Genomic DNA, 21838 nt, shown 5'->3' on the forward strand with positions numbered 1-21838 from the left:
CAGACCCTAGACTTCCGCAATATATGCGCGACTGCTCTTCCGGAATCCTAGACTTTCGCAATAAATGCGTACTCCTGGTGCAAAACGGAGCGTTGCGTCTGCTCGCCATTGCAAAAGGCCGGCGCACCGTCAAGGTACACCGGCCTCGTCCTTGCTGTGCGAGCGCTTCGCCCTATTGCTTCACGGCAACGACGACGAAACGCTCGTCGGCCGTGCCGTAACTGCAGGTCGAAAGTGCGAGCAAGTCGTCACCGTAGCTTGCGCTTATGCCCGTTTCGTACATGGCGAGTTGCTTGACGTTTGCCACGTAGTCGTTGAACTGCTGCTCGGAAAGTTCGCCAACTTGATCCCAATAACGATAGGGGCTGGGTGCTGTCAGGTCCTCGTACCAGCAACCGAGGAGTTGATAGGTGCCGAAGCCCGTTGCGCCTTCGATGGTGTTGTAGTCGATTACGTGGGAAAGGCCGAAGTCCGGGTTGTCGAAGCTGCGCAGGCTCGCGAACATGCTGCCGTCGTTCATGTTGTGGCCGTAAATGATGGAACTATTGCCATCGAGCAGGCAGCCCTTGCCCAGAAACGGCGTGCCTGCCGACGAGTACTCGCCTTCGAAGTTGCGGTGCAGGTAGTACTCGGGGTCGTCGGGTGTGTACATGACGGGATAGTCGATACGCGTGTCGGCAACCTTGATCCACCCCACGCAATTGGGATTATCCGTCACAAGCGCATTGGGGTTGCGATCGTATTCCTCCGTGATGGTGTTGAACTCCTCGTTTGCGGCCCAGTATTTGTTGACCTGCATGAAGATGAGCACGGCACATACGATGACGACAATGATGCAGATAATCTCGGCGATGAGAAATCCGCGGCGTCTGCCGGACCTGCTGGCGTGTTTTCCCTGTGCCATGCCTAGTAGTTCCCTTCGAAGAAGTCGGTGTCCTGAGGCAGCTCGTATCCGGTGAAGTACGCGTCGAAGTCAAGGCCGAGATACGAGCAGAGGTTCGCGAGTTCGATCATCGTGTTGTCGTTGACGGGGATGCCCTCCTTGCGCAGGCGCTCTTCGTTGAAGTGCTCCTTCTCGCCGTGGGTCCAGACGCGCTCGGCATCCTGCGCCACGGGGCTATCCCGCAGCTTCTGGAGGTAGTCGGAAAGATGAGCCCTGATTTCGGTGGGATCGCCGAAGATAGCCGGATCGATGACGATGAAGCCGTGGCAGATACCCGTCTTGTCATCGAAGGTGCAGCACTCGTCCGAGGTGTTGCCCATGGAAAGTATGGAGGAAAACAGCTCGCAGACCATGCCCCAGCCATAGCCCTTGTGACTGCCGGTCTTCTCGCTTGCGCCACCGAGCGGCATAATGCCACCGCCCTTCTTGCCGACGATGTTCGCGAGTACGTCGGGGGCGTCGGTGGTGGGCTCGCCCTGGGCGTCAAGGGCCCAGACGGGCGGCAGGGGCTCGCCGTTCTTGTTGTAGATCTCGAGTTTGCCGCGCGTGACGACGGAGGTCGATGCGTCAAACCAGAAGGGATAGGGGTCTGCCGGGGCGGCGATGGCGATGGGGTTGGAGCCGAGCATGGCCTGGCGCCCAAAGGTGGGAACCATGATGGCCTCGGAGTTGGTGCAGGCGATGGCGATGAGCCCCTGGTCGCAGGCCATCTTGGTGTAGTAGCCGGCGATGCCGAAGTGGTTGCCGTTGCGCACGGTCACCATGGCCATGCCGCTCTTCTTGGCCTTCTCGATGGCAAGGTCCATGGCGAATTTCGAGATGATCTGGCCCATCGCGGAATGGCCGTCGATAGTAGCCGAGACGGGCGTCTCGAAGACGACTTCGGGGGTCTCGTCGACGTGGATGGTGCCCTTCTCGATGCCCTTGTGGTAACGCACCATGCGCTGCATACCGTGGCTCTCGATGCCATAGAGGTCTGCGGTGAGGAGCACGTCGCTGATGACGGCGCTGTCTTCATCGGAAAAGCCGAACGCCTTGAAGACGTCGTTGCAGAAGGTGTTGAGGGTGTCATATTGCCAGTTCACGTAAGGCATGTGCTTCCCATTCTCTCGCGCGTGTACGTGCTCTATAAGATACTCCATTTGGGCTGGTTGGCACAGGCGCTATATGATGCGGACGGCGTTTTGTAACGTTTTATCCGATGATGACGAGGAGCATACCGTCGCGCACGCCAATCTGAAACTGCTCCCGGCAGCTACGGTTGCTTACCCCGAGGGGTATGGCGCAGCTCAATGCGGCATCTTCAAGCTCCCATTGCAGGCCGCGTTCGGTGACGCCGTAGGCATCGCCCCCAAAGGCGAGTACGGAGACGCGTGTTCCTGGCGGTGCCGAAAATCCTTGCGGTTCATTGGATGATGTGACGAGATGCACGCGCTGGGAGTCCCCGTATAGTACGCCGCTTGCGCCATGTTCGTGCAGGAAGGCGAGGGTCTGCATGTTCGCAAGCTCATGACCGACATCTCCGCCGAGTGCCGCGTGCAGGGCGAAGTTCGTGTATCCACGTGCCAGGCCCTCCTTGCATGCGTAGATGGTGTCGGTGTCGTCCTTGTCGCAGGGCAGCTCGATGCGCTCGCAGGTGATGAGTCCCACGAGCTCGGGTGCAAGGCTGTCGAGGTCGCCTACGAAGAGATCGGGCTCGAGGCCTGCGGCAAGGCAATGCGCAAAGCCGCCATCGACGGCGATGAGGAGGTCATCGGGTTTGACAGGGGGGACGTGACAGGGGGACGGGGGTTCTGTCACGCTGGGTTCGCGTGACAGAACCCCCGTCCCCCTGTCACGTCCCCCGGGTCCGGCGCAGACGATGTGGCAGGTGCCGCTCATGCTTGCCTGCCCTCGTCGATGAGCTCGCGTAGTTCGCGACTTGCCGCCTCGATGTCATCAGCGGCGATAATAGCCGAAACGATGGAGTAACCGGCAAGTCCCAAGCCGGCAAGCGAGGGTATGGTCTGGGCGTTCACGCCGCCGATGGCTACGATGGGAATGTCGACGGAGTCAACGATCTCGCGTAGCTCCTCGATGGTCAACACGCCGGCCTCGGGCTTGGTGGCGGTGGGGGTAATGGCACCGACGCCCAGGTAGTCGGCACCCGCCTTCTGGGCCGCCTGCGCTTCTGCGACGCTTGCGGCAGATACGCCCACGATGGCATCGGGACCCACGATGTCACGCACGCGCGATGCTTCGAGGTCTTCTTGTCCCACATGAACGCCGGCAGCGCCGACGGCGACGGCAACCGCTGGATCATCGTTGATGATAAGCGGGACGCCATATGCATCGCAGATGCGCTTGACATCGCGTGCGATCGTTTCGTACTCCTCGCGAGTGACGTGTTTCTCACGCAGCTGTACAAGTGTCACGCCGCCTGCACAGGCCGCCTCAACGGCTTCGACGAGGGTGTCGGTCGACATAAGGTCACGGTCGGTGACCAGATAGAGCGTGTAATCGATGGCGGGTTTCATACGCGTCCTTTCGGATTGTCTTGAGCCCTGGTCAATCTTGTCTAGAGAGCCGTGCGCTTCCAGACGTTCGATGCGCGCAACGGGTCGAACACCTGTGTTCCGTGTCCGAGCGCAAGCGGTTGGACGAGTGCGCGAGCAATGAAGTCGTGACCGTCACGGACCGCATCGACAAGGGGCTTGCCGCATGCGAGGTTGCAGGCAATCGCGGTCGAGAGGCAGCAACCGGTGCCGTGGTATTCCCCTGGCAGGCGCGGCGAGACGAATTCGTGGACCTCATCGCCGACGTACAGACGATCGACGAGAAGGTCTGCCTGATCATGCCCGCCCTTGATGAGCACGGCTTCTGCGCCGGAATCGAGAAAAGCGCGGGCTGCGTGCCCCATGCTCTCGGCATCGCGTACTTCGACGCCCGTGAGTTCGGTTGCCTCCGGGATGTTGGGAGTTACCACCGTCGCACGAGGAATGAGCGTATCGCGCACGAGTTCAAAAACGCTTGCCTCCGTGAGCGTCGCGCCTGACGTGGCGACGAGTACGGGGTCGAGCACGACCGGAACCTCCGGGTGCTCGACAAGTGATGTGGCGACTGCCTGGGCCACGCTGGCGTCCCCCAGCATGCCGATCTTGATGGCCGCCGGCGGCATGTCGGCGAAGACCGCCTCGATTTGCGCCTGCACGATAGTCGGCTCGATATTCTGGATGGCGGTGACCTCGTAGGTGTTTTGCGCTGTCACGCCCGTGATGGCGCAGGTGCCGTGAACGCCGTGCGCGGCGGCGCACTTGAGGTCGATCTCGATGCCCGCTCCGGCGCAGCTGTCCGACGCGGCGATGATGAGTATGGTGTTGTCCATGGCAATCCCTTCCGGTCCCGCATTACCGGAACCGTCTTGTCGGTCGCGAATAACTTCGCCTCTCAGCCGCACCTTGTCGCGCAGCTCCCGATAGGTGTTAGGTAATGGTAGCATGTCGCTTCTGTCATTTCGAGCGAAGTGAACGCAGCGGCCCTCCCTTGTCATTTCGAGCGAAGCGAACGCAGCGGGCCCTCCCTTGTCATTTCGAGCGAAGCGAACGTAGTGAGCGGAGTCGAGAAATCTCGCCCCTCGCGTTTCATCGGATCGTGTCAGAGGAGATTTCTCCACTACGCCGCCTGACGGCGGCTCCGGTCGAAATGACAGCGGGGCACGTAATTAATCCTTGCATGCGTCTTGCGGCAGAGATAGAATTGGCAAGCTGTGCGAAAACGCATGGCAGTAGCTTTTATTTCACATGCGAGGGGAGCCGCCCCGCTAGTGGCCCCGAAGGGGGTTGCGGGCAGCACGGCGATGATCCGAGCAGAGGACTAACGAAAACTGGAGGTTTACCCACAATGGCTACAACTGTGTCCATCAAGTCCCTTCTGGAGGCCGGCGTCCACTTCGGCCATCAGACCCGCCGCTGGAACCCGAAGATGAAGCCGTATATCTTCGGCGAGCGCAACGGCATCTACATCATCGATCTCAAGAAGTCCCTCTACGCCATCGACGACGCGTATAGCTTCCTGCTCAATCTGGGCGCAGCTGGCAAGAAGGTCCTTTTCGTCGGCACCAAGAAGCAGGCCCAGGAGCCCATCAAGACCGCTGCCGAGCGCTGCGGTATGCCCTACGTCAACTATCGCTGGATGGGCGGCATGCTCACCAACTTCGCCACGATCCGCACGCGCGTGCAGCGCATGGAGGAGATCGAGGCCATGAAGGCCGACGGCCGCTTTGACGCATACACCAAGAAGGAGCAGGCCGGTCTCAACAAGGAGCACACCAAGCTCGAGCTCGCCCTGGGCGGCATCCGCAACATGCATGACCTGCCCGACGCGCTCTTTATCGTTGACACGAAGCACGAGGATAACGCCGTGCGCGAGGCGCATCGTCTGCATATCCCCATCGTGGGCCTCATCGATACCAACGCCGATCCCGACGATATCGATTATGGCATCCCCGCAAACGACGATGCCATCCGTTCGGTCAACCTGCTGTGCCAGCTTGCCGCCGATGCGCTCATCGCCGGTTCCGGCACGGTTGTTACCGAGCAGGAGATGACTGCGGATACGGACAAGGAAGTCCCCGCTATCCCCGAGGAGCCCGAGATCTCCGAGAGGGTCGAGGTCTCCGAGTCCACCATTAAAGAGATTGAAGAGAAGACCGAGGAGGTTGCAGAGTAATGGCAGAGATCACCGCAAAGATGGTCAAGGAGCTCCGTGAGGCCACCGGAGCTGGCATGATGGAGTGCAAGAAGGCTCTTACCGAGGCTGAGGGCGATTTCGAGAAGGCCGTCGACGTGCTGCGTACGCACGGTCTTGCCAAGGCAGCCAAGAAGGCCGGCCGCGCGACCAACGAAGGCCGCGTCAACGTTGCCGTCTGCAAGAACGATGCGCGCAAGGGCGCCGTCGTCGAGGTCAACTGCGAGACCGACTTCGTTGCACTTACCGACAAGTTCCAGGACTACTGCGACACCTTCACGCGTGCCGTCGTCCATAACAATCCCGCCACCGTCGACGAGCTCCTCGAGAGCGAGTACGAGGGCGAGAAGGTTGGCGATGCGCTGACCGAGGCCATCCACATCATCGGCGAGAACATGCAGATCTCGAACTTCAAGCGTCTTGAGATCGACGGTACGGGCGCACTGGTCCCCTACATTCACATGAACGGCCGCATCGGCGTGCTCGTGGGCTTTACCTTCGACAACGAGGCCACGGCTACCGACGAGCGCTTCCTGGCCATGGGCAAGGACGTTGCCATGCAGATCGCCGCGACCAATCCCGTGTCGCTCGACAAGGAAAGCGTGCCTGCGGACATCCGCGAGCACGAGTTCGAGATCTACAAGGCCCAGGCTGCCGAGTCCGGCAAGCCCGAGAACATCCAGGAGAAGATCGCCACGGGCCGTATGGAGAAGTTCTACAAGGAGAACTGCCTCGTGGAGCAGGAGTTCGTGAAGGATCCGGACATCACCGTCGGCGCCTACATCGCCAAGTGCGCCAAGGAGATTGGTGACGACATCAAGGTCGTCTCCTTCGCCCGCATCGAGCTCGGCGAGTAACGCTCCTTCAACTGCACGTCAGTCGGGAGGGGATAGCGCACGGCGTTATCCCCTCTTTAACAAAGGAATGAGACAGTTGCTCAGGGACGTTGTCTCATCGAAAATGAGACAACGTCCCTGAGCAACTGTCTCATTTCGCGCTTCTGGAAAGATTGGATGAGCTATGAGTGAGGTTCGAGTTCGCTTTGCCCCGTCGCCGACGGGCAAGCTGCACATTGGCGGTGCACGCACCGCCATCTATAACTGGGCGTTCGCACGCGCGATGGACGGTACCTTCGTCCTGCGCATCGAGGATACCGATCCCGAACGCTCGACCAAGGAGAACATCGACCTCATCATCCGCGCCATGAGGTGGCTCGGCCTCGACTGGGACGAGGGTCCACACATCGGAGGCGACTACGGTCCCTATATGCAGACCGAGCGCTTCGACACTTACAGGGAGGCCCTCGAGCAGCTCAAGGAGAGCGGTAATGTCTATCCCTGCTTCTGCACTTCCGAGGAGCTTGCGGCGCGTCGCGAGGCCGTGCAGGCTGGTGCTGCCAACGAGCCCGATCCTTGCCGCAGCCTGAGCCGCGAGGAGGCCCAGAAGCGCATCGATGCGGGCGAGCCCCATGTGTGGCGTCTTAAGGTCCCCGAGGATCGCGGCACCATCGTCGTGCACGACATCATCCATGGCGATGCGGAGTTCGATGCCGCCCTCATGGACGACATGATTCTCGTGCGCAGCGACGGCACGCCCACCTATAACTTCGCGGTCGTCTGCGATGACGTGAACATGAAGATGACGCACATTATCCGCGGCGATGACCATCTCTCCAACACGCCGCGCCAGGTCCTCGTCTACGAGGCCCTTGGCTATCCCACGCCGACTTTTGCTCATCTGCCGATGATCTGCGGCCCGGATGGCAAGAAGCTCTCCAAGCGTCACGGTGCGGCAAGCGTCGAGGAATATCGCGATATGGGCTACCTGCCCGATGCGCTCTTCAACTACCTCGCGCTGCTCGGCTGGGCGCCTGATGGCGAGACCACGCTGTTCACGCGCGAGCAGATGGCCAAGCTCTTCACGCTCGAGCGCATCAGCAAGAATCCGAGCTCGCTTGACTACGACAAGCTCGAGTGGATCAACAGCCAGTACATCCAGCAGATGGGCGCGGCGGCCTTCGTCGACGTACTCGCACCGTATCTCATCGAGGCGGGGTATGCAGCGGACGAGGCCGGTGTCGAGGCGATGCGCCCGCGTCTGGAGGCCATCTATCCGCTCGTGAGCGAGCGCGTCAAGCTCATGACCGAGGCCGTGCCCATGATTGCCTATCTTCTCGACGAGCATATCGAACTTGACGAGAAGAGCGTCGAGAAGGTCCTCCGCAAGGAGGGCAAGGCCGCGAAGACGGCCCTGCTTGAGGCCGCTGAGGTGCTCGCGGATTGCGAGTGGACGGTCGAGGGCATCGAGGCCGCGTTGCGCGGCTTGCTCGAGAAGCTCGACGCCAAGCCGAAGTTCGTCTTCCAGCCGATTCGCGTTGCCGTGTGTGGCAACATGGTGAGCCCGCCGCTCTTCGAGTCCATCGAACTTTTGGATCGGGCCATTGTCGAACAACGGCTCAAGGCCGCTGCCGAGCTCGCCGTCGATTAGTCGACGGCGAAGCTATTGGCGCATAGACCACCGTGGTCGATGGCGATGACGCCCTCGTTGCCTAGGCGGCAGTAGAAGCCAACGGGCTTGCCCTCGTAGAGATACACGCCGGGCATGGACTGCCATGACTCGACTCTGCACGGATCGTCATCATCGATGACGGTGTTGATGATATCGACGCGAGGCGGTTGGTAGAACTCCTGCACGATGTATCCGGCATCGAGGTTCTCGTCCACGATGCGCTCCCATCGCTCCTGGTCAAAGTCGACGCCGGGGTATACGCCGTGCGCGCCGTAATCATCGGCCGGTTTGATGATCCAGGCGTCCTTGTCGTCTTTGACCTCGTCGAGCGTGAAGCCGTTCACGCCGCTTTCGAGACGATAGGTGCGTGGTACGTGTGCGTCCACGAAGGCGGCTTCCTCCTCGCTCAAGAACGCGCGGGTGCGCTCGTCGAACAGGGCGATGTTGACTTCCTTGGAATGCACGACCGTCGTGCGGAAATGCCCGATGAGACAGACTTTGCCAGCAGCCACGGCGTCGATGAGACCATCGCACTCGCCCGGGTGCTGCAGGATTTCGCTCGTGACCGCCCGACGGTAGATGGCATCGACGATCTGACCGTCAGTCGAGTCGATGAGATGCTCACCGTCAAACTCAAAGTCACGTATGTCGGTGAAACGCGCGTCGTATCCTGCCTTCTGGAATGCTTCAATGAAACGGTTGAAGTCGCTGAAGACCCCGCTTTCGCGAAAATCGGTGACGGCAATCGTCGGGTTGGAACGTGCGCTGGGACGGCTTTCGTATATACGCATGAAGGACGCGACCCAACTGTCGAAGAGCTCGAACTGCCTGAGCTCGTGCTCCTGGGAGAAGCGGCGATAGGCCTCGCCTTGCATGAGGGCCTTGCCGATCATGTAGTCGCGTGACATGGCACCGCTGCCGTCCGTGTTGAATTCGCAAAACTTGTAGCTTAGATCATCCTCGTTCAGGAAGAGGTCAAAGCGCGCCATGGGCAGAAGGTCGTCGTAGTCGCAAGGCAGCATGATGAGGCGATGCAACTCCTCGGGAAAGTGAAAGAGCTCGCGATAGCCCTCGTCGTCAAGGTAACGCCTAATCACCTTGCAGAGAATGCGATGCATGGTCGTTACTTGATCGGCGATATAGGCGCGGTCCTCTTTGTTGAAGAGGTACGGCACGTAGGGAAATGGCGCAGGCGCCCCATGAACCCAGACATCTGAGTCGGCGATGAAGGCAAGCGCCATTTCTCGCCCGTTGACGTCTCCATCCAACGCCAGGATATCGGCAATGTACTGCGCGCGTTCCTCTTTCATGAACCCTCCGCTCTGTCGTTTCACATGCTCAGTATCCCACGGTGTGCGTGTCGTGCATAGCGCAAATCGTATCCGGGTTCGTTCCGATTTTCGTTGGAGTGAGGTCTTGAATCGATGGGTGTTTGCTCGGTGATTTGACCAAAGACATTCGGCGTTTTTGTTGGATTTGCCTGAAAGAATTTTCCCCACGGTAGTTTGGCGAGAAAGGATGAACATGGCCGCAAAAGCGCAGATTGCATATCCCGGAAATGACGAAGAAGTGCCAGATGACGAGCATGACACGATTAAGGACGAGGAGGCCCGCGGTGACGAATGCGGCGATGGGTCCACATGTGATATCGACGAGGATTTGCTCGAGTTCGCCGAAGGCAAGGTCAAGAACGATGAAGGCGAGGCTGGGGCAGCGAACGAAGATGCCGAAACGGTCGTTCGTGCACCGAGCGTGCCTCCAGATCGCAGTTTCGATATCTCGCCCGAGGAATTCTGCGGGGATCCCTACGAGCAGGAAGGTCATATCGAGTCACGTCAGGAACTCGGCAGGAAAGGCGAAGAGGCGGCCGTGCGCTACCTCAAGTCTCGCGGGTACACGATCGTCAAGCGCAATTGGTTCTGTCGCTTCGGGGAGGCGGACATCATCGCGCGCGATCCGGAAGACACGCTTTGTTTCATCGAGGTCAAGACGCGCCAGAGCCTCGAGGCCGGGCTTCCCGAGGAGGCGATCACGCGCAACAAACAAAGCCGCTACGAACGCATCGCGCTGTGTTACATGATGGTGACTGATGACTGGGATGACAACAGCAGCGTCCGCTTCGATGCCATTGCGATCTGTGTTACGGCACCTCATCGCGCGCTCCTGCGTCATCATAAGGGTTGCTTCAATGAGTGCTTCTAGGACCGTACGCGCCTGCGTTCCCACCTGTGCCCTCTACGGCGTCCAGGCCGTTCCCGTCACGGTCGAGATCGAGATCGGGCCGGGGTTGCCTGGCTGGCACATCGTCGGCATGGCCGATGCGTCCGTGCAAGAGGCACGTCTGCGGGTGCGAAGTGCCGTGAGGGCGGCCGGTTTCGATATGCCGGCCAGTCACGTGGTTATCAACCTGGCTCCTGCCACCGTGCGCAAGAGTGGCTCCGGCTTCGATTTGCCTATCGCGATCGCATATCTTCTTGCAACGCGACAGATTGACCCGGCTTGTGTCGAGGAGACCCTGGCCGTGGGAGAGCTTGCCCTTGATGGTGCCGTGCGTCCCGTTGACGGCTTGCTCGCATACGCCATCGGTGCCCAACGAGACCAGTTGCGCCTGCTATCCGCATCCGATGCAACGTGCATGCCAAAGCTCAGCGGGCTCGATCACGTGTGCATCGATCATCTTGCCCAGCTGCGATCCGCATCGTTTTCTCCTCCCGACACGCTCGAGGCTGGGGTAGGTGCCGAGCAACTCGATTATCGTGATGTCGTCGGCCAACAATTCGCCGTGCGCGCTCTCACGATTGCGGCGGCAGGCGGGCATGGCGCTCTGCTCATCGGGCCTCCCGGTGCGGGCAAGAGCATGCTTGCAAAACGCTTGCCGAGCATACTCCCGCCGCTTGACGAGGAGGAGCGCATCGAGACGGCACTCATTCACTCGGTTGCCGGCCTCGATTTGCATGCCATTACGTCAGGGGTACGCCCCTTTCGCGCACCGCATCATTCGGCGACGGTCGCTTCGCTCGTCGGTGGCGGCTCGGGTAACGTGCGGCCGGGCGAAGTGTCGCTCGCCCATAACGGTGTGCTGTTCCTTGATGAGTTCGCCGAGTTCTCGAACAGCGCTTTGCAGGCTCTGCGTCAGCCCATCGAGGACGGCAGGGTTGTCGTGAGCAGGGTGGGCTCGCGTGCGGTCTTTCCCGCGCGCTTTCAGCTCATCGCCGCCTCCAACCCCTGTCCCTGTGGCTTTCTGGGTGATGTCGCGCACGCCTGTCGTTGCAGCGAAAACCAGGTAAGTCACTATCAGGCAAAGCTGGGCGGTCCGCTCAAGGATCGTATCGATCTCATATGCGAGGTCACCCGTGTCGATCCCACACGCGTGTTGGAGAGCGGCAGGGGCACGTGCTCGGCGCAGATCGCCGACGAGGTGCGTGCGGCACGCGAGCGTGCGAGCTGGCGTGGCGAGCGTACGGAGTCGCTTGGAAACGTCACGCCGCATGAGGTGATCGAGTCATGCGGACTCAGCACCGCCGGCCACAAGCTCATCGAGGACATGGCACACAAGCATTTTCTCTCGGGGCGTGGCATCGTGCGTATCCTGCGCGTGGCACGCACGATTGCCGACCTCGACGAGAGCGAGTCCGTTCGCGAGGAGCATCTGCTCGAGTCGTGTATGTACCGTGTCGACAATAACCTGGAGTAGCCATGGATGATGCATGCCAATTGGACGGTCCACGATTCGAGATTGATATCGTCTCAGACGAGTATCCGGCCATATTGCGCGATACGCCCGATCCACCTCGCGTGCTTCGCGGTATCGGCAACCCGGCCGCCTTACGGCCGGGCATCGCCATCATCGGCTCTCGCAAGGCGACGCCCTATGGCCTGGCCTGCGCCGAGGTCTTCGCCTCGCATATCGCCTCGCGCGGCATTCCCATCATCTCCGGTGGCGCGATGGGATGCGACCAGTGCGCGCATCGCATGGCGCTCGATGCCGGTTGCCCGACGGTCGTCGTCTTTGGCTCGGGTGCCGACGTGACCTATCCCAAACGCGGCCGCGAACTGTTCCAACGCGTCATAGACGCCCAAGGTGCTGTCATCTCCGAAAATCCCTGGGGTACCCAACCCCTGCGCCCGACCTTCGTGCGACGCAACCGCATCATCGCGGGGCTTGCGGCACTTGTGCTCATCGTCGAGGCTGGCCTTCCGAGCGGGACCTTCTCGACGGCGGATGCGGCACTGCGCGCCAATCGCGACGTCGCGGCCGTGCCCGGCTCCATCACCTCGCCCAACTCGCGTGGCACCAACCATCTCATCACCCAGGGCGCCTATTGCGTCGTCGATACCGAGACCCTCGATTCCGCGATCGAGCTTGCCTGGGCCCATTCCATGTACGAGCTGCTTTCCGATAGGGTCGCAAAGGGGGAGGGGGATGCATGCGATGACCTCATCGGCGACGATTCCGTCTTGCGCGCTCTTGCCGCCGAGGCGCTTTCCGCCCAGCAGCTCGCGGCCTACTTCGACTTCTCTCCCGGCGAGCTCTCGAGACGCCTTGCCTCCTACGAACTCGACAACCTCGTCCAACGTGGCATGGACGGTCGCTACCAGCTCGTGCCAAGACGCTAGGGAAGGAGGGAATCGTCATATGTAATTCCTCGCATCATGAGACAAGAAGATGCGGCAATGGTAAGGTAAATCGGTGAGTTCAAGCAGCTTGCCGAAAGGAATGCACCATGGAGGATCAGGAAATGACCAAAGAGGAAATGCAAAGGTACCTGAATCAGCAAGCTGAAGCAGGTATTCCAGAAGAGCAGGCGCTCAAGAACCTCGCGGATGTCTTGGGCATCAGCTATCCCAAGCTCGAGAAGTAGGGCTTTGGAGCGGTTCTCTATAGGTGAGGTCGTTTGTTGTCTATGGTCGATAGAGGGTTTCCGATGGTCACGGTCATCGGGGCAGGACTCGCTGGTTGCGAGGCCGCTTTGCAGCTCGCCTTGCGCGGCGTGTCCGTGCGTTTGGTCGAAATGCGCCCCGAGCATCCCACGCCCGTACACAAGACGGGCAACGTCGCCGAGCTCGTCTGCTCGAACTCCCTCAAGAGCGTCGATCCCGAAACGGCAGCAGGATCGCTCAAATACGAGCTCGATGCGCTTGGCTCCAGACTCCTTGCTTGCGCCTTTGATACGCGCGTAGCCGCAGGCGGCGCGCTTGCAGTCGATCGCGACGAGTTCTCCGCCGCCGTGCAACGCCTCATCGACGCATCACCCAACATCGAGCTCGTGCGCGAGGAGTGCACGAGCATTCCCGATGGTCCAGCCATCATCGCGACCGGCCCGCTCACGGCTGATGCGCTCGCGAGGCAACTTGCCGACGAGCTCGGCTCGCAAGGTCTTGCGTTCTACGATGCGGCAGCTCCCATCGTCGAGGCGGAATCCCTTGACCGCTCGGTCATCTTCGCCCAGTCACGCTATGACAAAGGTGACACGGCCGACTATCTCAACGCTCCGATGAATCGTGAGGAGTACGAGGCCTTCGTTGGCGAGCTCGTCAACGCGGGCCGCGTCATCGAGAAAGATTTCGAGCGCCGCGAGCTCTTCGCAGCGTGCCAGCCGGTCGAGGAAGTCGCGCGTACCGGGCGCGATGCGCTCTCGCATGGTGCCCTCAAACCGGTTGGGCTTACCGATCCGCGTACGGGCAAGCGCCCCTGGGCCGCCGTGCAGCTGCGCGCCGAGAACGCCGCGGCGACGGCATACAACCTCGTCGGCTTCCAGACCAACCTGCGCTTTGGCGAACAGGAACGCGTCTTCAGGATGATTCCCGGCCTCGAGAACGCCGAGTTCTCGCGCTTCGGCGTCATGCATCGCAACACCTTTGTCGACACACCGCACGTGCTGACGAAGACGCTTGCCATCCCCTCGAGGCCCGAGGTACACCTCGCAGGTCAACTCACGGGTACGGAAGGATACCTCGAGGCCGTCGCTTCGGGTCTCTTCGTCGCGCTCGCCGTCTACGCCGAGCTCGCCGGGCTTGATGCACCGGTCTTGCCACGCGACTCACTCTTTGGTTGCCTGCTCGCGTATGCGACCGATTCTGGCACGAAAGATTACCAGCCCATGCATGTCAACTATGGCATCATCGATCCCATCGAACCCAAGATACGCAACAAGCGCGAGCGCAAGGCTGCCTATGCCGCGCGGGCGCATGCGGCTATCGACGATTTCGTTGCGAGGCGCCCCGACCTTTTCGATGGAGTATCGCAATCATGACGAAGATCTTCTCTCCCGAGGAATGCTTCGCCGACGAGCGCCTCGACGCGAATGCCGCGCGTTGGGCTTGCGCCTTTGCGCGGCATCTCTCGGTCGAGCGGGGGCTTTCCGATAACACCGTGCGTGCGTACTGCATCGACATACGCAGCTACCTTGATTGGGCCGCACGTAGCGGTCTCGACCCGCTTCAGGTGGAGTATCGTCGGTTTCGCCGTTATCTCGTGGAGCTCAATGCCTCTGGCTATACCCCCAAGACGGTCTCTCGACGCCTTTCGGCCATACGCACCTTCTTCAAGTACCTGAACGTCCAGAATGTCACGCAGCTCAATCCAGCGGCAGCGACGTCATCGCCCAAGCTGGGGCGCGACCTCCCGCGCAAGACGAGCGATTCCGACATCGAGCGATTGCTTGCCGTATGCGAAGGCGATTCCGTCGGTCTGCGTGACCAAGCCTTTCTCGAGCTACTCTATGCGAGTGGCGCCCGTATTGCCGAGCTTGCCCGTCTCGAGCTTGCTGACGTCAATTTCTCGGATGCGAGCATCCGCCTCTTTGGCAAGGGTTCCAAGGAGCGCATCGTCCCTCTGTACCCCATCGCGCTCGAAGCCGTGGACCGTTACGTGCGAGAGGGGCGTCCGGCTCTTCTGGAGGATGCCTGCGGCAACGCACTCTTCGTCTCCACACGCGGAAACGCGATGTCTGCCGATAGCCTGCGACGCGTCTTCAAACAGCGGGCTGCCCAGGCGGGCCTTGACCCGAGTCTGCATCCCCATGACATGCGCCATGCCTTTGCAACGGATTTGGTCGAGGGCGGTGCCGACCTGCGCAGCGTACAGGAGATGCTCGGGCATGCGAGCCTTTCGACGACGCAAGTCTACACGCATCTGTCGCTGCAGCACATGAAGGACGTCTACAAGGATGCTCACCCAAGGTCATAGGGATTGCCGACGGACAAACGAGGAATCCTCACCACCCAGAAAATCATCGTCTCATTTCATGCAATTTGTGCTATAGTTCTGAATTCGCGTGGTGACACGCTCAATCCGCATGGAAATCCGGCGTAAGCCGTTTGTAGCAAGGAGAACGAAGATGTCGAAGGTATGCGAGGTCTGCGGAAAGCATCCGGCAGCAGGCCGCAATGTCAGCCACTCCCACCGTGTGACCAACAGGGTCTTTCGTCCCAACATCCAGAAGGTCACCATCAAGGACGCCAAGGGTCACGTTCGCAAGGCAAACGTTTGCACGAGCTGCCTGAAGGCCGGCAAGGTCACCCGCGCCTAGTCTTCGTGTATATACGCATTACCTCGAGAGGCCCTGATGGGCCTCTTTTGCGTACATGACCATCATCTGCAAAGGAGCCATGCATGAGTAGTTTTCAGGAAACCGCCAAAGAGCTCATCGACAAGGGCAGCGAGTTCATGTCAGGGCTTGCGTCGACGGCGGGTGATGTGGCGGCTAAGGCCAGGATCAAGATGAAGATTGCCGACTTGGTGCTTGAGGAGAACAAGCTCATGCAGCAGCTTGGCCGCGATGTCTACGAGCAGCTGGCAGATGATACGGCGTTTCGCGCAGCGCATGCCGAGCTCATAGCTCGCATCGAGGAAAACGCCGCTCACAAGCAGGCATACGAGGACGAACTTGCGACCATGAGCGCGACTGTCGAGGACGCGCAAGGCCCGGATGACCCGCAGCCCATCGATGTCGATGCCATCGTCGTGAGCGACGAACCTGTCGCAAGCGGAGACCAGACGAATGAAAGGGACGGCAAGTAATGCGATACAAGGCGCCGAAAGGCACTCAGGATCTTATCTTTGACCGCGCAGGTGCGTGGCTTGAGTTCGTCGCACGTGCGAACGAGGTGTTTTCCGCCTATGGCTACGAGCCCATCCAGACGCCGGTTTTCGAGAGTACCGAGCTCTTCACGCGCAGCGTGGGAGAGACGAGTGACGTTGCCAGCAAGGAGCTCTTCTCGGTACGGTCGATGGGAGCCATGCAGGCAATGCGCGAGGGCACCACGCTCAAGAGCGATCAGGTCCTCTCGCTGCGTCCCGAGGGCACGGCGGGTGTCGTGCGTGCCATCGCCGAGCACGCCCTCGTGCCGCAAGGCGCGGCTCCGGCAAGGCTCTGGTATGCAGGGCCGATGTTTCGCGCCGAGCGTCCGCAGAAGGGACGTTATCGCGAATTCAGGCAGGTGGGTGTCGAGTGCCTCGGCGCCACCGAGCCAATTGCCGATGCCGAGATGATCATCATGTGCATGCGCTTCTTCGCCGCGCTCGGCATTCCCGCCGAGCAGATGACGCTGCTCATCAACTCGATGGGTGACGAATCGTGTCGCCCCGCTTACACGCAGGCGGTGCGCGATTACGAGGCCGAGCACGCCGACGAGCTCTGCGATGAGTGCAAGCGTCGCATCGACGCCAATCCGCTGCGCTCCTTCGACTGCAAGAACGAGTCGTGCAAGCATGTCATGGACGACGCTCCGCGCTTTTCGGACTACCTGTGCGAAAGCTGCTCCGATCGCTTCGAGCAGGTCAAATCGTGCTTGGATGCCGCCGGTATCTCGTACGTGGAAGATTCCCGTCTCGTTCGCGGCTTCGACTATTACACGGGCACCGTTTTCGAGGTGCAGGTTACGGCTGGCCTGGGAACGCAGACTGCCATCGGTGGTGGCGGTCACTACGACAAGCTCATGGGCGAGATTTCGGGCAAGGATCTGCCGGGCCTCGGCTTTGCCGTTGGCTTTGAGCGTATCCTGCTCGTACTCGAGGAGCTCGGCATCGATCTTGCACCCGAGAGTCGTCCCTTCGTCTACGTTGCGCTCGCAGACGCCGCACTTGCCGAGGACGCCTTCGCCATCGTGCAGACCCTACGTGATGCGGGTATCGCCGCGCAGATGGACATGCAAGGCCGTTCGCTCAAGTCGCAATTCAAGGTCGCCGGCAAGACGCAGGCGGCTTACGTGCTCGTCATCGGTCCCGACGAGCTTGCTTCCGGTACGTGCGTGGCACGCAACATGAGCACACACGAGGAGACGCCCGTATCACTCGATACCATTGCCGAGGATATGGCGCGTTTGCTCTAGGTACGCTTGGCGAAATGCCCCTCGCGCGGGCTTGTCGCTTGTTTCATAATAGCTACCTTGTGATAAGGAAAGGCGCGGTCCTCCACTGTCTATGGCGGATCGCATGATGAAGGAGGGCATACAGTGCCTGAGGATTTTGCAAACGAGTACTCCATGCACACGCATACCTGTGGCGAGCTGCGTCGCGAGGATATCGGCCAGACGGTGACGCTTACCGGCTGGGTTGCCCGCAGGCGTGACCACGGCGGTCTCATCTTCGTCGATTTGCGCGACCGTACGGGCATTACGCAGGTCGTTTTCGATCCCGATACCGCCAAGGATTGCTTCGAGCTGGGCGAGAGGATGCGTCCCGAGTGGGCCATCGAGATTACCGGTTTCGTGCGCGAGCGCCCCGAAGACACTGCCAATCCCGATTTGCCCACGGGCGAGATCGACGTGGTCGTGAACGAGTGCACGATCCTCAACGAGTCTGCCACGCCGCCCTTCCCGCTCGACGACGATATCGACACCGACGAGCTCACGCGCATGAAGTGGCGCTATCTCGACATGCGACGCACGCCCGTTGCCGAGGCCCTGCGTCTGCGCGACACCGTCACCTGGTCGATTCGCAACGCCCTGCATGAACGCCTCTTCATCGAGGTCGAGACCCCGATTCTCGGCAAGTCCACCCCCGAGGGTGCGCGCGACTTCATCGTGCCATCGCGCACCAATCCCGGTCACTTCTATGCGTTGCCCCAATCGCCGCAGCTCTTCAAGCAGCTCACGCAGATTGGCGGCATCGAGCGCTATTACCAGGTCGCGCGTTGCTTCCGTGACGAAGACCTGCGCGCCGACCGTCAGCCCGAGTTCACCCAGGTCGACATCGAGATGTCCTTCGTCACCGAAGATGACGTCATGAACATGATGGAAGACGTGCTCGCCGAGGTCTTCAAGGCCGTCGGGATCGACGACGTGAGCTTCCCGCTCGATCGCGTGCCCTACGCCGAGGCCATGGCCCGTTATGGCACCGACCGCCCGGACCGCCGTTTTGGCATGGAGCTCGTCGACATCTCCGATATCGTCAAGGACTGCGGCTTCAAGGTCTTTTCCGGCGCGCTCGCCAATGGCGGCGTCGTCAAGGCCATCAATGCCAAGGGCGCGGGCGATTGGCCGCGCGCGCAAATCGACAAGCTGGGCGATCTGGCTCTCGAGTGGGGCGCCAAGGGCATGGCCTGGATTCAATTCCGCAGCGAGGGCAAGGTCAACAGCCCCATCACCAAGTTCTTCACCGAAGATGAGATCGAGGCGATCAAGACGGCGCTCGACGTCGAGCCGGGCGACCTCGTCATGTTCGGTGCCGATAGCACGAGCGTCGTCAACGAGGTCCTGGGCAACATGCGTCTGCACATGGCCCATGCCATGAACCTCGTCGAGCCGGGCACGCATGACCTGTGCTGGGTCGTGAACTTCCCGATGTTCCGCTACGACGAGGACGAGAAGCGCTACGCCGCCGAGCATCATCCGTTCACGCGCGTGCGCGACGAGGACCTCGACAAGATCGAGAGCGATCCGCTTGCCTGCGGAAGCTACTCCTACGACATCGTCATGGACGGCTTCGAGATGGGTGGCGGCACGATTCGTATCCACCAGCCCGAGTTGCAGCGCCGCATTCTGCGCCAGATTGGCATGAGCGACGAGCAGATCGACGAGCAATTCGGATTCCTCATCACGGCGCTTGGCTTCGGCGCGCCTCCTCACGGCGGCATCGCGCTTGGCCTTGACCGCCTGGTCATGCTCATCGGCGGCTATGCTTCCATTCGCGATGTCATCGCCTTCCCCAAGACGAGCTCGGGTGCCGATCCGATGACGGGCGCACCCGGCGAGGTGAGCCGTCGCCAGCTCAAGGAAGCCAACATCAGCATCAATCTCTAGTTTTTCGCTTTCACATCGAGGACGCCCCGGACTCACGCTGTCCCGGGGCGTCTTCGTGTTTTAGTGACGTCTGGGATTTGACCCCGTGGCGATGATTGTCCACCTGCCTTGGCTACGCTTTTTGCCGCTGACGGCTGTGCCGTATTTGCACGGGGTGTCCGTTTGCGGCAACAGCGGCATCGTGATGCCGCTGAGCGGGTGCGATGTTCACGATTCCCCTTGAACCTCAAATCTTTATCCGAAAATCAGAATAAATCATTGTTCACGTTGCTGCTAAGGTGTGCCTGCTTTTATTGGATGCCAAGTAAAGGAGTACATTATGGCTTGCAATCACACCTATCGCGACTACACCAAGATGACCGTCGAGGAGATGGTTTCCTACATCGTCCAGGACGGCAAGATTCAGAGCACCTTCTCCGAGGACAACTATCGTGACGGTGCGCTGGCTTGCTCCGTGCGTGGTGCTTTCGTGGGCAACGAGGAGCGATAAGCGCGTTTCGAAGGCAAACGGATTCTTGTGTCGAAGGTCTGGATTCGGCACTGAAGCCGTGGGAGAGGGGCAGATGCATTGCATCTGCCTCTTTTGCGTGGATATGGCTTTCATTGCAGTTGTGCCTACGTGGTACCATGTGCGACATATGTTTCGAGCACGAGCGCAAGCGAGGGTACAACATGAGCATCATGCGTATGAGCAAGACCTATTGTCCGACATTGAAGGAAGATCCTGCCGGAGCGGATATCGCAAGCCACAAGCTGCTGCTCCGCGCGGGCATGATTCGTCAGATGGGATCGGGCACCTACACCTTCTTGCCACTAGGAATGACCGTGCTCAACAAGGTGCAGGACATCGTGCGCGAGGAGATGAACGCGACCGGCGCCCAGGAGATCCTCATGCCCATCTTGCAGCCTGCCGAGCTCTGGCACGAGTCGGGGCGCTGGGATGATTACGGTCCCGAGCTCATGCGCGTTACCGACCGCCACGAGCGCGAACTGTGTCTGGGCCCCACCCACGAGGAGCTCATCACCGACCTCGTGCGCGACGAGCTGCGTAGCTACAAGGACCTTCCTTGCACGCTGTGGCAGATGCAGGTGAAGTTCCGCGACGAGATGCGTCCGCGCTTCGGCCTGTTCAGGACGCGCGAGTTCGTGATGAAGGACGCGTACAGCTTCAACGCCGACGAAGAATCGCTTGACGAGAGCTATCGCGATATGGAGGTCGCCTACGCGCGTGTCTGCGAGCGGCTCGGCCTCGAGTATCGCATGGTCGAGGCCGATTCTGGCCAGATCGGCGGCTCGGAGACCTGCGAATTCATGGCGCTGGCCGATGCCGGCGAGTCCGACCTCGTGCATTGCACCTGCGGATTCGCGGCAGACGCCGAGGCGGCAAACGTGGGCGTGACGATGGCGCTCGGCGAGGAGCGCGCACTCGAGAAGATCGAGACGCCAGGCGTGCATACCATCGCCGATCTTGCGGGCTTCCTCGACGTGCCCGAGAACGCGACCGTGAAGGCCCTATCGGGCACCGGTGACGACGGCAAGATCTATGCCCTGTTCATCCCCGGTGACCACGAGCTCAACGACATCAAGGCTGAGAAGGCCATCGAGGGCTGGCGTCTGCTCACGGACGAGGAGATGCTCGAAGCGGGTTTGCACAAGGGCTCGATGGGTCCGGTCGATTTGCCGGAAGGCGTTGTCTGCATCTGCGATGCCGCGCTCGAGGGCACGCATGCGTGGGCCGTCGGTGCCAACGAGGATGGCTACCACTTCCTGGGTGCCGAGCCCGGTCGTGACTTCACGCCGGATGCGTGGATCGACCTCGTGCTCGCCGAGCCGGGCGACCTGTGTCCTGTCTGTGGCAAGGTCCTCTCGGGTTCGCGTGGCATCGAGGTGAGCCAGGTCTTCAAACTTGGCACGAAGTACTCCGAGGCCATGAACGCCACGTACATGGATGCCGATGGTGTCGAGAAACCCTACGTCATGGGCTGCTACGGCATTGGCGTGACACGCTCGATGGCGGCTGTCGTCGAGCAGCGCAACGACGAGAACGGCATGTATTGGCCCGTGAGCATCGCGCCTGCGCAGGTATGCGTCATTCCCCTCCAGATGGGCGATGACCTCGTCGAGCCCCTCGCGTTCAAGCTCGCCGACGAACTCGAGGCCGCGGGCATCGAGGTCGCCCTTGACGACCGTGACGAGCGCGCCGGCGTCAAGTTCGCCGATGCCGACCTTATCGGCTGGCCATATCAGCTGATCATTGGCAAACGCGGTGCGCAAAACGATATCGTGGAGTTCAAGGACCGCGCGACGGGCGAGAAGGTCGAGCTCGATACGAGCGAGGCCGTCTCGCACATCATACGCACGGTGCACGATGCGCTTGCCGCTCTCGAGCCCGTGACCACCTCGATGTAGAAAAAACCT

General features: G+C 60.7%; 21 protein-coding genes. 15 read left to right on the forward strand and 6 right to left on the reverse strand.

Annotated elements, in window-relative coordinates:
- Positions 1-172 precede the first annotated feature (172 nt).
- The 5 genes from OIM11_04010 to thiD form a co-directional block, all read right to left on the reverse strand.
- Positions 173-904 carry a class B sortase gene (locus OIM11_04010; GenBank protein ID HJJ00296.1) on the reverse strand — a complete coding sequence of 244 codons (732 nt, stop codon included), beginning with the start codon at positions 902-904 and terminating at the stop codon, positions 173-175.
- A gap of 2 nt (positions 905-906) precedes the next feature.
- Positions 907-2037 carry an Ldh family oxidoreductase gene (locus tag OIM11_04015; GenBank protein HJJ00297.1) on the reverse strand — a complete coding sequence of 377 codons (1131 nt, stop codon included), beginning with the start codon at positions 2035-2037 and terminating at the stop codon, positions 907-909.
- Between the two features lie 100 nt (positions 2038-2137).
- Positions 2138-2824 (reverse strand): thiamine diphosphokinase, encoded by a 687-nt coding sequence (locus OIM11_04020; GenBank protein ID HJJ00298.1) that lies wholly within the window; start codon positions 2822-2824, stop codon positions 2138-2140.
- Positions 2821-3459 (reverse strand): thiamine phosphate synthase, encoded by a 639-nt coding sequence (gene thiE / locus OIM11_04025; protein HJJ00299.1) that lies wholly within the window; start codon positions 3457-3459, stop codon positions 2821-2823. The genes OIM11_04020 and thiE overlap by 4 nt, the downstream gene beginning before the upstream one ends.
- A gap of 41 nt (positions 3460-3500) precedes the next feature.
- Complete coding sequence (thiD, locus tag OIM11_04030) at positions 3501-4307, reverse strand: bifunctional hydroxymethylpyrimidine kinase/phosphomethylpyrimidine kinase (protein HJJ00300.1); 807 nt, start codon at positions 4305-4307, stop codon at positions 3501-3503.
- 515 nt (positions 4308-4822) lie between these two features.
- Between thiD and rpsB the strand changes: the two genes are divergently transcribed.
- From rpsB to gltX, 3 genes are all read left to right on the forward strand, one after another.
- Positions 4823-5650, forward strand: a complete 828-nt coding sequence (gene rpsB, locus OIM11_04035) for a 30S ribosomal protein S2 (GenBank protein HJJ00301.1) — start codon at positions 4823-4825, stop codon at positions 5648-5650.
- On the forward strand, positions 5650-6525 hold the full coding sequence (tsf, locus tag OIM11_04040; GenBank protein ID HJJ00302.1) for a translation elongation factor Ts: 876 nt from the start codon (positions 5650-5652) through the stop codon (positions 6523-6525). The genes rpsB and tsf overlap by 1 nt, the downstream gene beginning before the upstream one ends.
- Positions 6526-6688: 163 nt before the next feature.
- Positions 6689-8155: a glutamate--tRNA ligase gene (gene gltX / locus OIM11_04045; GenBank protein ID HJJ00303.1), complete on the forward strand. Its 1467-nt coding sequence runs from the start codon at positions 6689-6691 to the stop codon at positions 8153-8155.
- On the opposite strand, the gene OIM11_04050 is transcribed toward gltX, so the two are convergent.
- Positions 8152-9486: a glutathionylspermidine synthase family protein gene (locus tag OIM11_04050; protein ID HJJ00304.1), complete on the reverse strand. Its 1335-nt coding sequence runs from the start codon at positions 9484-9486 to the stop codon at positions 8152-8154. The genes gltX and OIM11_04050 overlap by 4 nt on opposite strands.
- A 214-nt stretch (positions 9487-9700) precedes the next feature.
- Here OIM11_04050 and OIM11_04055 point away from each other — a divergent pair, with 214 nt between their 5' ends.
- The 12 genes from OIM11_04055 (at position 9701) to OIM11_04110 (ending at position 21829) form a co-directional block, all read left to right on the forward strand.
- Positions 9701-10378 carry a YraN family protein gene (locus tag OIM11_04055; protein HJJ00305.1) on the forward strand — a complete coding sequence of 226 codons (678 nt, stop codon included), beginning with the start codon at positions 9701-9703 and terminating at the stop codon, positions 10376-10378.
- Positions 10365-11870 (forward strand): YifB family Mg chelatase-like AAA ATPase, encoded by a 1506-nt coding sequence (locus OIM11_04060; protein ID HJJ00306.1) that lies wholly within the window; start codon positions 10365-10367, stop codon positions 11868-11870. The genes OIM11_04055 and OIM11_04060 overlap by 14 nt, the downstream gene beginning before the upstream one ends.
- Positions 11871-11872: 2 nt before the next feature.
- Positions 11873-12793, forward strand: a complete 921-nt coding sequence (dprA, locus tag OIM11_04065) for a DNA-processing protein DprA (GenBank protein ID HJJ00307.1) — start codon at positions 11873-11875, stop codon at positions 12791-12793.
- Between the two features lie 107 nt (positions 12794-12900).
- Complete coding sequence (locus OIM11_04070) at positions 12901-13038, forward strand: hypothetical protein (GenBank protein ID HJJ00308.1); 138 nt, start codon at positions 12901-12903, stop codon at positions 13036-13038.
- 63 nt (positions 13039-13101) lie between these two features.
- On the forward strand, positions 13102-14430 hold the full coding sequence (gene trmFO, locus OIM11_04075; GenBank protein ID HJJ00309.1) for a methylenetetrahydrofolate--tRNA-(uracil(54)-C(5))-methyltransferase (FADH(2)-oxidizing) TrmFO: 1329 nt from the start codon (positions 13102-13104) through the stop codon (positions 14428-14430).
- Positions 14427-15365, forward strand: a complete 939-nt coding sequence (locus OIM11_04080; protein ID HJJ00310.1) for a tyrosine recombinase XerC — start codon at positions 14427-14429, stop codon at positions 15363-15365. The genes trmFO and OIM11_04080 overlap by 4 nt, the downstream gene beginning before the upstream one ends.
- Before the next feature lie 151 nt (positions 15366-15516).
- Complete coding sequence (gene rpmB / locus OIM11_04085; GenBank protein ID HJJ00311.1) at positions 15517-15708, forward strand: 50S ribosomal protein L28; 192 nt, start codon at positions 15517-15519, stop codon at positions 15706-15708.
- Positions 15709-15791: 83 nt separating this feature from the next.
- Positions 15792-16199 carry a hypothetical protein gene (locus OIM11_04090; GenBank protein HJJ00312.1) on the forward strand — a complete coding sequence of 136 codons (408 nt, stop codon included), beginning with the start codon at positions 15792-15794 and terminating at the stop codon, positions 16197-16199.
- Positions 16199-17509: a histidine--tRNA ligase gene (hisS, locus tag OIM11_04095; protein ID HJJ00313.1), complete on the forward strand. Its 1311-nt coding sequence runs from the start codon at positions 16199-16201 to the stop codon at positions 17507-17509. The genes OIM11_04090 and hisS overlap by 1 nt, the downstream gene beginning before the upstream one ends.
- A gap of 153 nt (positions 17510-17662) precedes the next feature.
- Positions 17663-19420, forward strand: coding sequence for an aspartate--tRNA ligase (gene aspS / locus OIM11_04100; GenBank protein HJJ00314.1), 1758 nt, complete (start codon positions 17663-17665; stop codon positions 19418-19420).
- Positions 19421-19739: 319 nt separating this feature from the next.
- A complete protein-coding gene (locus OIM11_04105; protein HJJ00315.1) occupies positions 19740-19910 on the forward strand; it encodes a hypothetical protein in 171 nt (56 codons plus the stop codon).
- 191 nt (positions 19911-20101) lie between these two features.
- On the forward strand, positions 20102-21829 hold the full coding sequence (locus OIM11_04110) for a proline--tRNA ligase (GenBank protein HJJ00316.1): 1728 nt from the start codon (positions 20102-20104) through the stop codon (positions 21827-21829).
- Positions 21830-21838: the final 9 nt, after the last annotated feature.

Source organism: Coriobacteriaceae bacterium (assembly GCA_025992705.1).
Taxonomy (GTDB): Bacteria; Actinomycetota; Coriobacteriia; order Coriobacteriales; family QAMH01; genus QAMH01.